General features: G+C 72.1%; 14 protein-coding genes. 5 read left to right on the top strand and 9 right to left on the bottom strand.

Features of this window, described 5'->3' with window-relative positions; genetic code table 11:
• Nucleotides 1-140: 140 nt before the first annotated feature.
• Together ACIG5E_RS12345 and ACIG5E_RS12340 are read right to left on the bottom strand one after the other, a co-directional pair.
• A complete protein-coding gene (locus tag ACIG5E_RS12345) occupies nt 141-818 on the bottom strand; it encodes a transglycosylase SLT domain-containing protein (RefSeq protein ID WP_396533298.1) in 678 nt (225 codons plus the stop codon).
• A 631-nt stretch (nt 819-1449) separates the two neighbouring features.
• Complete coding sequence (locus tag ACIG5E_RS12340; RefSeq protein ID WP_396533296.1) at nt 1450-2892, bottom strand: amino acid permease; 1443 nt, start codon at nt 2890-2892, stop codon at nt 1450-1452.
• Nucleotides 2893-3211: 319 nt separating this feature from the next.
• Between ACIG5E_RS12340 and ACIG5E_RS12335 the strand changes: the two genes are divergently transcribed.
• Together ACIG5E_RS12335 and ACIG5E_RS12330 are read left to right on the top strand one after the other, a co-directional pair.
• Nucleotides 3212-4171, top strand: a complete 960-nt coding sequence (locus ACIG5E_RS12335) for a Ku protein (RefSeq protein ID WP_396533294.1) — start codon at nt 3212-3214, stop codon at nt 4169-4171.
• A gap of 47 nt (nt 4172-4218) precedes the next feature.
• Nucleotides 4219-4503 (top strand): hypothetical protein, encoded by a 285-nt coding sequence (locus ACIG5E_RS12330; RefSeq protein ID WP_396533292.1) that lies wholly within the window; start codon nt 4219-4221, stop codon nt 4501-4503.
• Nucleotides 4504-4533: 30 nt separating this feature from the next.
• On the opposite strand, the gene ACIG5E_RS12325 is transcribed toward ACIG5E_RS12330, so the two are convergent.
• Together ACIG5E_RS12325 and ACIG5E_RS12320 are read right to left on the bottom strand one after the other, a co-directional pair.
• Nucleotides 4534-5922 carry an NADP-dependent succinic semialdehyde dehydrogenase gene (locus ACIG5E_RS12325; protein WP_396533290.1) on the bottom strand — a complete coding sequence of 463 codons (1389 nt, stop codon included), beginning with the start codon at nt 5920-5922 and terminating at the stop codon, nt 4534-4536.
• 118 nt (nt 5923-6040) lie between these two features.
• Nucleotides 6041-6322: a DUF6158 family protein gene (locus tag ACIG5E_RS12320; RefSeq protein ID WP_396533288.1), complete on the bottom strand. Its 282-nt coding sequence runs from the start codon at nt 6320-6322 to the stop codon at nt 6041-6043.
• 139 nt (nt 6323-6461) lie between these two features.
• On the opposite strand from ACIG5E_RS12320, the gene ACIG5E_RS12315 reads away from it, so the two are divergent.
• From ACIG5E_RS12315 to ACIG5E_RS12305, 3 genes are read left to right on the top strand one after another with little or no spacing between them, the layout of a single operon-like run.
• Complete coding sequence (locus ACIG5E_RS12315) at nt 6462-7076, top strand: ArsR/SmtB family transcription factor (RefSeq protein WP_396533286.1); 615 nt, start codon at nt 6462-6464, stop codon at nt 7074-7076.
• On the top strand, nt 7073-8368 hold the full coding sequence (locus ACIG5E_RS12310) for an MFS transporter (RefSeq protein ID WP_396533284.1): 1296 nt from the start codon (nt 7073-7075) through the stop codon (nt 8366-8368). Before ACIG5E_RS12315 ends, ACIG5E_RS12310 begins: the two co-directional genes overlap by 4 nt.
• A gap of 50 nt (nt 8369-8418) precedes the next feature.
• On the top strand, nt 8419-9417 hold the full coding sequence (locus ACIG5E_RS12305) for an adenosine deaminase (protein WP_396533282.1): 999 nt from the start codon (nt 8419-8421) through the stop codon (nt 9415-9417).
• 45 nt (nt 9418-9462) lie between these two features.
• Here ACIG5E_RS12305 and ACIG5E_RS12300 read toward each other — a convergent pair whose 3' ends face one another.
• From ACIG5E_RS12300 to ACIG5E_RS12280, 5 genes are all read right to left on the bottom strand, one after another.
• Nucleotides 9463-10044 carry a dihydrofolate reductase family protein gene (locus ACIG5E_RS12300; protein ID WP_396533280.1) on the bottom strand — a complete coding sequence of 194 codons (582 nt, stop codon included), beginning with the start codon at nt 10042-10044 and terminating at the stop codon, nt 9463-9465.
• Between the two features lie 63 nt (nt 10045-10107).
• Nucleotides 10108-10734 carry a vitamin K epoxide reductase family protein gene (locus tag ACIG5E_RS12295; protein ID WP_396533278.1) on the bottom strand — a complete coding sequence of 209 codons (627 nt, stop codon included), beginning with the start codon at nt 10732-10734 and terminating at the stop codon, nt 10108-10110.
• Nucleotides 10731-11525 carry a thioredoxin domain-containing protein gene (locus tag ACIG5E_RS12290; RefSeq protein ID WP_396533276.1) on the bottom strand — a complete coding sequence of 265 codons (795 nt, stop codon included), beginning with the start codon at nt 11523-11525 and terminating at the stop codon, nt 10731-10733. The genes ACIG5E_RS12295 and ACIG5E_RS12290 overlap by 4 nt, the downstream gene beginning before the upstream one ends.
• A gap of 107 nt (nt 11526-11632) precedes the next feature.
• Nucleotides 11633-12292: a hypothetical protein gene (locus tag ACIG5E_RS12285; RefSeq protein ID WP_396533274.1), complete on the bottom strand. Its 660-nt coding sequence runs from the start codon at nt 12290-12292 to the stop codon at nt 11633-11635.
• A gap of 98 nt (nt 12293-12390) precedes the next feature.
• Nucleotides 12391-12876 carry an SRPBCC family protein gene (locus ACIG5E_RS12280; RefSeq protein ID WP_396533273.1) on the bottom strand — a complete coding sequence of 162 codons (486 nt, stop codon included), beginning with the start codon at nt 12874-12876 and terminating at the stop codon, nt 12391-12393.
• Nucleotides 12877-13051: the final 175 nt, after the last annotated feature.

The following is a 13051-nucleotide window of genomic DNA, read 5'->3' as shown; positions in this document are numbered from 1 at the left end:
TGGCACCAAACCGTACGAGCGTGCGCCATATCTTCACGCCGCCTTCTGGGCGTGCACACGCCGACCCCGGACGCCGCGAGGCCCGCGACGCGGAGTGCGTCGCGGGCCTGGGGCGTGTACGGAGGGAGAGCCGGGCCGGCTTAGTACCAGTGGTGGGCCTGCCAGAACGACCATGCGGCGCAGGGGCTGCCGTAGCGGGAGTTCATGTAGTCCAGGCCCCACTTGATCTGGGTGGCCGGGTTGGTGCGCCAGTCGGCGCCGGCGGAGGCCATCTTGGAGCCGGGCAGCGCCTGGACCAGGCCGTAGGCGCCGGAGGAGGCGTTGACGGCCATCGGGTTCCAGCTGCTCTCGCGGAACACGATGTTGCTGAAGCACTGCAGCTGGCCGGCCGGCACGATCTGCGCGGCGATCTGCTGCGGGGAGCCGGAGTAGCTGTTGAGGTTCTGCCGCTGCTGGGAGCGGGAGGCGGCGGCGTCGGCCTGGGCCTTGGCGTCCGCCTGGGCCTTCGCGTCGGCCTCGGCCTGCGCCTGGGCGGCGGCCTGGGCCTGCGCCTGGGCGGCGGCGTCCGCCTGGGCCTTCGCCTGCGCGTCCTGCGCCGCCTTGGCGTCCTGGGCGGCCTTCTCGGCAGCGGCAGCGGTGTCGGCCTGGCCCTGGTCGCCGACCGGCTTGCCGTCCACCGAGACGGCGGCCACCGGGGCGGCGGCCTCGGTGGAGCCCCCGACCTGCGGGATGGCGAGCGCGGCGGTGGCGGCACTGGCGACCACGAGGGTGGCAATGCCGGTGATCAGGGAGTTGCGGCGGGCATGGCTGAGCTGCATGGAGCGGGCGATCCTTTTCCGTCGGGGGCCGTGCCGGGGGCACTGGGCGGGCATCGCGTGGGCTCCGGGTGAGCGGGGCCCGCGCGGCCGTCCGGGACGGCCGTGGCGCCCCGGCGGTGACGGCGGGGCGGGCAGGCTGCGCGCGGCGGACTGACCGGCCGGCGCTGCCTGGCGACGGGCCATTCTTGGCAGGGCCGGAGACGGGTGGCAAAGGGGTTCGCTACTACGCCCAGTAGTGGCTGCGGGGCGGGCGCGACCGGGCAAGCCGGTGGGTTTGGGGAGGTTTGTCCGTTTTCGACATCTAAGGGTTGCGGGCGGCCCGCACTGGCGGAAGATGCCGTCGGGAGGCGCGATGGCCTGCGTTCTTCAGGTCGGACCCGGCGGCCGCGCGGGCGGCCGGGGGCCGATGGTCCGGGCTGCGGGGTGGGTGCGCCGACCGTGACCACTATCCAGGGCCGTAGATGCGAAATCTCCTGTGGGCGGGCTCACACGCGGCGGCACCGACTTCGACGCAGCGTGACCGGCCGGTGGCGGCTCGCCGGAGGGCCGCGACGGCGGCCGCGAACAGCACCGGGCCCGGGAGCCTCCGCAACGGCTCCCGGGCCCGGCGTTCCAGCGCGGCGCGGACGGATCAGGACTTCGCCGCCACCGCCGCCCGCCGCCGTCGGCTCACCACGGCCGAGGCGACGAGCACGATCGCCGCGGCGACCAGCGACAGGTACATCTGCTTGCGTCCGTCGGCGTCGGTGAACATGTACGCCACGACGAAGCCGATCATGCCGATGGCCACCCAGGTGAGATAGGGGTACAGCCACATCCGGACGGTGTGCCGCTCGGGCATCTCGCGCTCGATGATCTTGCGCATCCGCAGCTGGGTGACGCAGATGACCAGCCAGACGAACAGCGCGACGGCCCCGGAGGAGTTCAGCAGGAAGGCGAACACGGTCTTCGGATAGGTGTAGTTGAAGAAGACGGCGACGAAGCCGAACACCACCGAGGAGAGGATGGCCACCCGCGGCACGCCGCGCGAGGTCACGGTCGCGAAGACCTTCGGGGCGTCGCCGCGCTGGCCGAGCGAGAAGGCCATCCGGGAGGCCGTGTACATCCCGGAGTTGAGGCAGGACAGCACGGCCGTCAGCACGATCACGTCCATCACCTGGCCCGCGTGCGGGATGCCCACGTGGTCCAGGACCGCCACGTACGGGCTGGCCTTGACCTCGGGCGAGTTCCACGGCAGGAGGGTGACCACCAGCAGGATCGAGCCCAGGTAGAACACCCCGATCCGCCAGATCACGCTGTTGGTGGCCTTGCTGACCGCCTTCTCCGGGTCCTCCGACTCGCCGGCCGCGAGGGTGACGATCTCGCTGCCCATGAAGGCGAAGACCACTGTGAGCATGCCGGTGAACACCGCGCCCACGCCGTGCGGCAGGAAGCCGCCCTGGCCGGTCAGGTTGGTGGCGCCGACCGCGTGGGTGCCGGGCATCAGGCCGAAGGCGGCGAGGGTGCCGATCACCAGGAACGCGGCGATCGCGACCACCTTGATCCCGGCGAACCAGAACTCGAACTCGCCGTAGGAGGCGACCGAGAACAGGTTGGTGGCGGTCAGCACGCCCATGACTATCAGCGCCCAGCCCCACTGCGGCACGCCCGGCACCCAGTTGTGGAGGATCTTGGCGCCGGCCGTGGCCTCGACCGCGAGCACCACGACCCAGAAGAACCAGTACAGCCAGCCAATGGTGAAGCCGGCCCAGCGGCCCAGCGCGCGGTCCGCGTACGCCGAGAACGAGCCGCTCTGCGGGTCGGCCGCGGCCATCTCGCCGAGCATCCGCATCACCAGCACCACCAGCACGCCGGCCAGGGTGTAGGAGAGCAGGATGCCGGGCCCGGTGGAGGCGATGCCCGCGCCGGAGCCGACGAACAGACCGGCTCCGATCACGCCGCCGATGGCGATCATCGACAGGTGGCGGTTCTTGAGCCCGGCCTTCAGGTGGCCGTCGCCACCGTGTCCGACCGGGCCGAGCTGGTGGGGGGCCTTGGTGGTGTCCGCCGCCTGCTTGGTGGTGTCCGCACTCATTGAGGGAGTCCTCTGCCTTTCCGGCGCGGCATGACCCTCGGCTCGTCGCGCCGGAGGGTGGGGGACAGATCCGCGCATTGCGGTGCAACCTAACTTCTACGCCCGAGTATCGGAACAATGCTTTGATAACTGTTCGCTTACCGAACGCAAAAGGCCAGGTCAGGGCCGGTATGGGGGTGGCATGGAAAGCTCAAATCTGATGCATCGTCAGCTGTTCGGGCACCCTCGCCGGCCCGTGGGAGGCGAGGTGTGGCCGATCGGGGCAAACCCGGGCACAGTGGGAGTCTCGGGGCACTTCGGACGTTCTCGGAGCCACTCCATGCAGACGACCTGGAAGGGGACGATCAGCTTCGGGCTGGTCAGCATCCCCGTCCACCTCTACTCCGCGACCCAGGAGCACGACGTCCCGCTGCACCAGGTGCACGCCAAGGACGGCGGACGGGTGCGGATGAAGCGGTACTGCGAGCAGGAGGAGAAGGAGGTCCCGTACGCCGAGATCGCCAAGGGCTACGAGTCGCCCGACGGTCGGACGGTCACGCTCAGCGACGAGGACCTCGCGGACCTGCCGCTGCCCAGCAAGAAGATCATCGACGTGCTGGCCTTCGTGGACGCGACCGAGATCGACCCGCTGATGTTCTCCAAGGCCTACTACGTGGGCGTCGCCGACAAGGCCGCCGCAAAACCGTACGCCCTGCTGCGCGACGCGCTGATGGAGTCCGGGCAGATCGCCGTCACCAAGATCGCGCTGCGCACCCGGGAGTCGCCCGCGGTGCTGCGGGTGCACGACGGGACGCTGGTGCTGCAGACCTGCATCTGGCCCGACGAGGTCCGCCCGGCGGCCGGGATCGCGCCCGAGGAGAACGTCACGGTGCGGCCGCAGGAGCTCAAGATGGCGCGGTCGCTGATGGACACCCTCTCCGAGGACTTCGACCTCTCCCAGCTGCACGACGACTACCAGCAGGCGCTCCAGCAGGTGATCACCGCCCGGCTGGAGGGCGTCGAGATCCCGCACGAGGAGGAGCCCGGCGAGGCGCCGGACAACGTGATCGACCTGATGGAGGCGCTGCGCAGCAGCCTCAAGCAGGCCAAGGGCGGGCGGGCGCCGGCCGCCGAGCGGGAGGAGCCGGAGGAGGAGAAGCCGGCGCCCCGCAAGCGCGCCGCGCCGAAGAAGGCGACGGCCGCGAAGAGCACGACCGCGAAGACCGCGGCCGCCAAGAAGGCCTCCCCGGCGAAGAAGACCACCACCCGCAAGTCCACGGCTCCGCGCAAGGCCTCCTGACCGCGCGGGCCGGGCTGTCCCCCTCTCCAGCACTGGAGGCGATCCCGATGGACCTGCTCACCTACAAGGAACTCGACACCGGCCCCGACGCCCCGCGGAACCCGAGCCTGGGGCACCGGGCCTGGCACTGGCTGCTCAGCCTCAGCCCCACCGTGGTGACGTTCATGGTCGCGCTCTCGATCGGCCTGTGCATGATCGCCGTCCAGACGGCCTGGGAGCCGATGATCGGGCTGATGGCCTTCTTCTGGTTCCTGACCTTCATCGCGCTGGTCGGCATGGTGGCCCGCTGGGCGACGCCCGGCCGGGGCAGGCACCGGATGGCGGCCTCCTGACCCGGCCGGGACGTGGTGGTCCGGGAGGGCTCAGCCGATCCACACCGTGGTGACGTTGCAGAACTCCCGGATGCCGTGCCCGGACAGCTCCCGCCCGAAGCCCGAGCGCTTGACGCCGCCGAAGGGCAGCGCCGGGTGGGAGGCGGTCATGCCGTTGAAGAACACCCCGCCGGCCTGGATGTCACGGACGAAGCGCTCCTGCTCGTCCTGGTCGGTGGTCCAGACGTTGGAGCTGAGCCCGAACGGGGTGTCGTTGGCGAGCGCCACCGCCTCGTCCAGGTCGGCGACCCGGTAGACGGTGGCGACCGGGCCGAAGGTCTCCTCCTGGTGGATCCGCATCGCCGGGGTGACGCCGGTCAGGACGGTCGGCTCGTAGAACCAGCCGGTGTCCCAGCCCATCGGGCGGTCGCCGCCGCACTCGACCCGGGCGCCGTGGGTGCGGGCGTCCTCGACCAGCTCCTCCAGGTCGTCCCGGCCCTGGCGGCTGGCCAGCGGACCGACGTCGGTGCCCTCGTCCATCGGGTCGCCGATCCGCAGTGAGCGCATCGCCTCGGTGAAGGCGGCGGTGAAGCGGTCGTAGACGTCGGTGTGCACGATGAAGCGCTTGGCGGCGATGCAGGACTGGCCGTTGTTCTGCACCCGGGCCCGTACCGCGGTGCCCACCGCGGCCTCCAGGTCGGCGCTGGGCAGGACCACGTACGGGTCGCTGCCGCCCAGCTCCAGCACGGCCTTCTTCACCTCGTCGGCCGCGGCGGCCGCCACCGCGCGTCCGGCCGGCTCGCTGCCGGTGAGGGTGACGGCGGCGACCCGGCGGTCCCGGATCACGCCCTCGACCGCGCCCGAGCCGATCAGCAGGGTCTGGAAGCAGCCCTCCGGGAAGCCGGCCCGCTGGAACAGCTCCTCGAGCGCGAGCGCCGTGCGCGGCACGTTGGAGGCGTGCTTGAGCAGGCCCACGTTGCCCGCCATCAGGGCCGGCGCGGCGAAGCGGATCACCTGCCAGAACGGGAAGTTCCACGGCATCACGGCGAGCACCGGGCCGAGCGGACGGTAGCGGACGTACGCGCGAGCGGCCCCGCTGTCGGCCACGTCGGCCGGGGCGGGGTGCTCGTCGGCGAGCAGCGCCTCGGCGTTGTCGGCGTACCAGCGCATCGCCTTGGCGCACTTGGCGGCCTCGGCCCGGGAGGCGGCGAGCGGCTTGCCCATCTCCTCGGTCATCGTGCGGGCGACGGTCTCCTGGTCCCGGTCCAGCAGGTCGGCCGCGCGGTGCATCAGTTCGGCGCGGGCGGCGAAGGAGGTGCTGCGGTAGGCGTGGAAGGCGGCTTCGGCGCGGGCCAGTCGCCGCTCGATCCCGGCAGCGTCGAGCGGTTCGAAGGTCTGGATGATCTCGCCGGTCGCGGGGTTGACGCTGGCGATGGGCATGCGGGCTCCCAGAGGGGTGTGAGGGCAGACGCACCAACCCTCCCCGACGCCCCGGCCCCGGGCACACCACCGCCGCCCGGCGTGTCCCGCCGGGCCGCGGTGTCCGTCGCTCCGGGAGCTACTCCGGCAGCGACTCCACCCGGGCCGCCGCCTCCCGGGCCCGGGCGCCCGCCCTGGTCCGCGCGGCGGTGACCTGCCTGGTGGGGAAGCGGTGCAGGTACTCGGCCTCCAGCTCCCCGGTGCGCAGCGTGTGCCGCTTCAGCGCCTCCTCCGAGCCGTACAGGAAGGTCTCGTGGCGCGTGCGGTGCAGTTGCTCCAGCTCGTGCAGCAGGGTGTCGTTGCCCAGAGCGTGCGGGGAGATGCCCTCGGGCCGGATGTGCGGGTCGTTGGCGTGCCGCATCTCGGTACCTCCTCGGAGAATCCTCCTTCTACCAAGTGCCCGGTGTCCGTCCCGGTACACCCGTTCGAGCGGGCGGCAGTACACAAGAGCTGTTGTAAAAGAGACGTCGTACAAGAGTCCTTGTGGATATCCTCCCACCATGGACGACACGACGGGCCGCACGCCCGACACCGCGGAACGGCCGCGCGGCACCCGGGAGATCCAGGACTCCCGGGTGCTCGCCGCCCTCACCCACCCGCTGCGCCGCCGGCTGATCGACCTGCTCAAGATCGACGGCCCGGCCACGGTCGGGAAGCTGGCCGAGCGCACCGAGCAGGCGGTCGGCAACGTCAGCCACCATCTGAAGGTGCTGGCCGAGAGCGGACTGATCGAGGAGGCGCCCGAGTTGGCCCGCGACCGGCGGGAGCACTGGTGGCGACTGGCCGACCGCGAACTCAGCTGGACCAGGGCCGACTTCGACGGCGATCCGGTCACCGAGGCCGTCGCGGACGCCGCCGGATCGATCCTGCTGGAGCGCCAGGTCGAGCTGGTCCGGGAATGGGCCGTTCGGCGCGGCGGCTACGGGCCCGACTGGCGGGACGGCTGCTCGGTGGCCACCCAGACCTGGCTGCGGCTCACCCCGGAGGAGGCCCGGGAGCTGGCCGCGGACCTGCACGAGGTGATCCAGAAGTGGGCGCACCGGCCCGTGCCCGAGGACGGGCGGGACCGTGAGACCGTCCTCGCCTTCGCCCACAGCGTCCCGGCCAAGCCGTGACCGCCACCCTCGCCCCGCCGCCGGAAAGCCGTCAAGTCCGCTCCCGTTGGGGCCTGTTCGCCCAGCACGACTTCCGGCTGCTGTGGGCGGGGCAGACCGTCAGCCGGCTGGGCAGCAGCGTCACCACCGTCGCGCTGCCGTTGGTGGCCGTGCTCACCCTGGACGCCGGGCCGCTCGCCACCGGCCTGCTGACCAGCGCGATCTGGCTGCCGTGGCTGCTGTTCGGCCTGCCGGCCGGAGTGTGGGTCGGCCGGGTGCCCCGACGGGCCGTGATGATCGGCTGCAACCTCGGCTCCGCCGCGCTGTTCGCGAGCGTGCCGCTGGCGGGCTGGTTCGGCGTGCTCACCATGGCGCAGCTGCTAGCCGTGGCCTTCCTCAGCGGTCTCTGCTCGGTGTTCTTCGACGCCGCCGACCAGGCGTACCTGCCCGAGCTGGTGGCGCCGGAGGACCTGATCGAGGGCAACGCCAAGCTGACCGGGAGCGGCTCGGCGGCCGAGGTCGCCGGGCGCGGGCTGGCCGGGCTGATCGTCCAACTCGTGGGCGCGGCAGCCGGGTTGCTCATCGACGCGGTGAGCTTCCTGATCGCGGCCGGCACCCTGCTGCGGATCCGCGCCCGGCCGGAGCCGGTGGTCCGGGAACACGCGGACCTGTCCGCGCAGGTCCGGGAGGGGCTGTCCTTCCTGCTGCGCGACCCGTACCTGCGGGCCTTCCTGTGCTTCGGCGCCGCCGCGAACTTCGCCCTCATGGGGTACCAGTCGATCCTGGCGCTGTTCCTGGTCCGGGCGGCCGGGATCGCCCCCGGCTGGGTCGGCGCCCTCGCCTCCGCCGCGGCGGTCGGCGGCGTGCTCGGCTCGCTGGTGGCCCGCCCGCTGTGCCGCCGGCTCGGGACGGCGCGCGGCACACGGATCGTGCTGCTCACCGTCACCCCGTTCGGGCTGCTGATGCCGCTGGCCGGGCCGGGCGCCGGGACGGTGCTGTACGTGATCGGGTCGCTGGCCGTGGTCGCGGCGGTGGTGCTCTGCAACATCGTGCTGGGCAGCTTCCGGCAGTCCTACACCCCGCCCGAGCTGCTCACCCGGGTGGCGGCCGGCTCGATGTTCGCCCTCCACGCCACCATCCCGCTCGGCGCGCTGACCGGCGGGGCGCTGGGCGAGCTGATCGGTCTGCGGGCGACGATGTGGGTGATGACCGGCCTGCTCGCGCTGGCCGGGACACTGCCGCTGTTCTCGCCGCTGCGCACCCTCCGGGAGCTGCCCACGGCGCCCCCAGAGAACGGGAAGATCATAGGATGAATTCTTCCGTACCTTCAGGTTCACCCCCCGACAGCTCGGACAGATCGCACATGCCGCTTCCCAAGGCCGAACTCCACCTGCACATCGAAGGCACCCTCGAACCCGAGCTCGCCTTCGCCCTCGCCGCCCGCAACTCCGTCGCGCTGCCCTACGCCGACACCGAGGAGCTGCGGAAGGCGTACTCCTTCAGCGACCTGCAGTCCTTCCTGGACCTCTACTACGCGCTGATGGCCGTGCTGCGCACCGAGCAGGACTTCGCCGACCTCGCGGACGCCTACCTGGCCCGGGCCGCCGAGCAGGGCGTGCGGCACGCGGAGATCTTCTTCGACCCGCAGGCGCACACCGCCCGTGGGGTTCCGCTCGGCGTGGTGGTGGACGGGCTGACCCGGGCGCTGTCGCGCAGCGAGGAGCGGTACGGAATCAGCACCCAGCTGATCATGTGCTTCCTGCGGGACGAGTCGGCCGACTCCGCACTGGACACCTTCGAGGCCGCCCGCCCGTACTTCGACCGGATCTCGGGCATCGGCCTGGACTCCGCCGAGGTCGGCAACCCGCCGGCGAAGTTCCGCGAGGTCTACCGCCGGGCCGCCGAGGCCGGGCTGCGCCGGGTCGCCCACGCGGGCGAGGAGGGCCCGGCCTCGTACATCACCGAGGCGCTGGACGTCCTGGGCGTCGAGCGGATCGACCACGGGCTGCGCTGCCTGGAGGACGGCGAACTCGTCGCCCGCCTGGTCCGCGAGCAGGTCCCGCTCACTCTCTGCCCGCTCTCCAACGTCCGCCTGCGCTGCATCGACACGCTCGCCGACCACCCGCTGCGCGAGATGCTGGACGCCGGGCTGCTGGTCACCGTCAACTCCGACGACCCGGCCTACTTCGGCGGCTACGTCGAGGACAACTTCCGGGCCGTCCGGCAGGCCCTGGCCCTCGACCAGGAGACCCTGCGCCGACTGGCCGCCAACTCCTTCCGGGCCTCCTTCATCGACGACCGGCGGCGCGCCGAACTCCTCGCCGAGGTCGAGGGGTACACCTTCGAGCCGATCGAGGGCTGAGCGGGACGGGCGCGATGGCGGTTCGCCGTCGCGCCCGTCGGCCGGTCAGTCCAGCGGTGACGGGCCGCTGCGGGCGTAGTGCAGCATGGTGACGCCGTTGGTGAAGCGGTGGGTGTCGGTCAGGGTGAGCGGGACCGGCTGCTCGGTGGGGCGGAAGAACAGGGTGCCGCGGCCGAGGACGACGGGATGGACGTAGATCCGGAACTCGTCGACCAGGTTCTGGGCGAGGAAGGACTCGGCCAGTTCGGCGCCGCCGAGGGAGAGGTCCCCGCCGGGCCCGGCGGTGAGGGCGGCGACCGTCTCGGGGGTGACCTCGCGGACGATGGTGGTGTTCCAGTCGGCGTGGTCGAGGGTGCGGGAGAAGACCGTCTTCGGCATGTCGCGCCAGATGCCCGCGAACTCCGCCATCGGACCGTCGGCGGCCGGGTCCTGGTCGGCGGTGGGCCAGAAGGAGGCCATCAGCTCGTGGGTGCGCCGGCCGGAGATGAAGCCACCCATTCGGGCGAGCACGCGGTTGAAGTGGGTGTGCACCTCGTCGTCGACGTGGTGCCAGCTCAGATCGTGGTCCGGGCCCTCGAAGTAGCCGTCCAGGGAGACGTTGGAGGTGAGGATGATCCTGCGTCGCATGACGACCTCGCGGGGAGGAGGGCCCGCCGCCCGCCCCGGACGGGAGCGGGCGGCGGAGGGGAATCAGATCAGGGTGCTCCAGTAGTACCAGAACCGGTTGAGGACCAGCAGCGCGATCACCGCGTACCACAGCGCCGGGACGACCCAGTGGTAGCGCGCGGCCTCCCGCACCACCACCCGTGCCTTCGGGCCCACCGGGATCACGCCGGAGCGCAGGTTGTGCAGGGTGGTGTACCAGAACAGCGGGATCATCGCGGCCCACACCACCATGCAGTACGGGCAGAGCGCATCGATCCGGTACAGCGTCTGGTACATCAGCCAGGTCACGAAGCCGATCCCGAAGACCGTCCCGGCCTGCAGCCCGAGCCAGAACCAGCGCCGGTACGCCGCCCCGGCGAGCAGGCCGGCACCGATCGCGATCACCACCCCGAAGCCGACCAGGCCGATCAGCGAGTTGGGGAAGCCGAAGGCCGACGCCTGGTCGCTGCGCATGATCGAACCGCAGCTGATGATCGGATTGATGTTGCAGCTGGGGACGTACGACGGGTCCTCCAGCAGGCGGATCTTGTCCAGGGTGAGGACCGTCGAGGCGAACAGGCCGACCGCGCCGCCGATCAGCAGCAGCCAGGCGAACGGACGGCTCGCGCCGAAGGGCCCCAAGGCCCGCGGAGCGGGGGCGGCGGTCGTCACCCGGTCACCTGCTTGACCAGCGCGGTGAACTGCTCGGGCGAGGCCGCCTTGCCGTCGGTGAGGACGTCCAACTTCTTGCCGTCGAGCTTGACGGTCGGGGTGCCGGTGACGTCGCTCTTGCCGAACTCCTCGTTCACCTTGGCGGCCCACGGCGCGTAGCTGCCCTCCTGGACGGCCTTGACGAAGCCGTCGGTCTTCAGCCCGGGCACCTGGCCGGCCAGGTCGAGGATGTGGTTGACGTCGCCGAAGGCGTCGCTGCGCTCGTCCGGCTGGTTGGCGTACAGCACGTCGTGGAACGCCTTGAACTTGTCCACGCCCTCGTTCAGGGCGGCGCCGGCCGCGGCCAGCGCGGTGCGCGAGCCCTTGCCGCCGAGGTTCTTGTCCAGGAACGTCGCCAGGTGGTACTCGATCTTGTACGTGCCGTTGTCGGCGAGCTGCTGGATGGCCTTGCCGGTGGTGGTCTCCAGCTGCTCGCAGAACGGGCAGCGGAAGTCCTCATAGACCTCCAGGGTGTGCGGCGCGTCGGCCTTGCCGTAGGTGATCACGGTGCCGTCGGTGCCGCCCGCGTTGGCGGGGACGACCAACGGGCCGTTCGCGGCGGCGTCCGAGGACGAGCCGGAGGAGCCGCCGACGGCGAAGGCCACACCGGCCGCGAGGGCCAGCACGGCGGCGGAGGCGGCGCCGACCACGACCCGGCGACGGACCCGGTCGGAGCGCTCGGCCTGGGCGCGGGCGGCGCGCATGCGCTCGGTGGCGTTGGTCTTCTGGTCGGTCCTGCGGATGTTGCTCATGAGGTGTCGTCCTGTGCTCTCGGGCGTGCGGAAGGGCGGCGCGACCGGGATCGGGTCGGCGCGGGGAGAGAGACGACCGCTGAGAGGAGGGCTCGGACGGCCCGGGCTCAGACGGCCAGGGCGAACACCGGCGGACCGCGCCGGACGGCCGGACGGACCACCACGTCCTCGGCCGGGACCAGCGAACGGCTGGCCCTGGGGAAGGGCACCCGGACCACTGGACGGGCCCGGACGGGCGCGACGAGCAGCCGCAGCCAGCGGGCGGCGGCCGGCAGGTGCCGGTGCAGGAACTCGCCCAGCATCCGGACCGCCCGCACCAGGCCGGCCAGCGCGGCATCGGCGCGGCGCAGCCAGAACGCCCCGGCCAGCCCGATCACCGTGTGCAGCAGCAGGAGCAGCAGGACGCCGGTCTGCTGGGACACGCCGTGCCCGAGCAGGAAGCCGCCGAGCGAACCGCCGCCGCACAGCAGCGGCTGGAAGCCGTGCCCGGCGCCCGGCGGCAGGGTGGGGCAGGAGCGCTGGGCGAGGTCGAACAGCGCGCTGACCCCCAGCTCCAGCGGCAGGAACGCCGCCGCGATCACCGGGTAGCCGCGTTCGCGGCCGGCCAGGGCGAAGGCGAGGGCGAAGACCGCGATCGAGGCCAGGCCCATCGTGCCGACCGGCAGGGACCGGCCGGTGACCAGCACCTGAGCGAGCCCGGCGAGCAGCACGACCAGCGCGGCGAAGACCGCCGCGCGGAGCGTCCTGGTGACCGGGCCGATGTCCATGGCATCCGAGTCTGCCACAGGGTGAAAGCGGAACGGTCTTGTCGGCGGCGGGCTGTGAACAGCCTCACCACCCCCGCTGAGCTGGGCTTATGCGGTTCTTACGGGTGGTGGTGGTCGCGCTTGTGGTCGGCGTCCGAGTGGCCGTCGGCGGCGCTCACCCGGGCCTCGACCAGCTCCCGGAAGTGCTCCAGGTCCCCGCGCACCGCCCGCTCGATCGCGCCGGCCTGAGCGAATCCACGCGGCCCGCCGAACTCCTGGTGCACCGCCTCCGGGTCGTACTCCACCCGGATCTGCAGCCGGGTGTGCCGGGGGTCGAGCGGCAGCAGCGCGAACGCGCCGCTCAGGTGGACGGACTCCACGGTCCGCCAGGCCATCACCCGGCCCCGCCCGCGGTCGGTGATCTCGGTGTCCACCGACCGCTCGGCCCCGCCGACCCGCACCCCGAGATGGGCGAGGTTCCGGCCGCGCGGGTGGGCGCTGCGGACCCCGTCGACGAACTGCGGGTACTCGTGCACCCGGTGCAGCTGCTCCCAGGTGGCGAGCACGGGGGCGGCGATGTCGATCTGTTCCTCAAGGGTGGTCATTGGCGACGCCTCCTCCGGACCCAGCCTGCGCTTTCCCTGCGGGGGAGGCAAAGGGGGGTTGGTGTTGGGCGGTGGGCTCTCGGGAGGGTGGGTGGCCGGGGGGGGGGGGGGGGGGGGGGGGGGGGGGGGGGGGGGGGGGGTGTGGGGGGGGGGCGATTGGGGGGGGGGGTGGTGG

The organism is Kitasatospora sp. NPDC053057 (assembly GCF_044546945.1).
Taxonomy (GTDB): domain Bacteria; phylum Actinomycetota; class Actinomycetes; order Streptomycetales; family Streptomycetaceae; genus Kitasatospora.
Note: the sequence above shows the minus strand (reverse complement) of the source record. Positions and strands in the feature narration are given on the sequence as shown.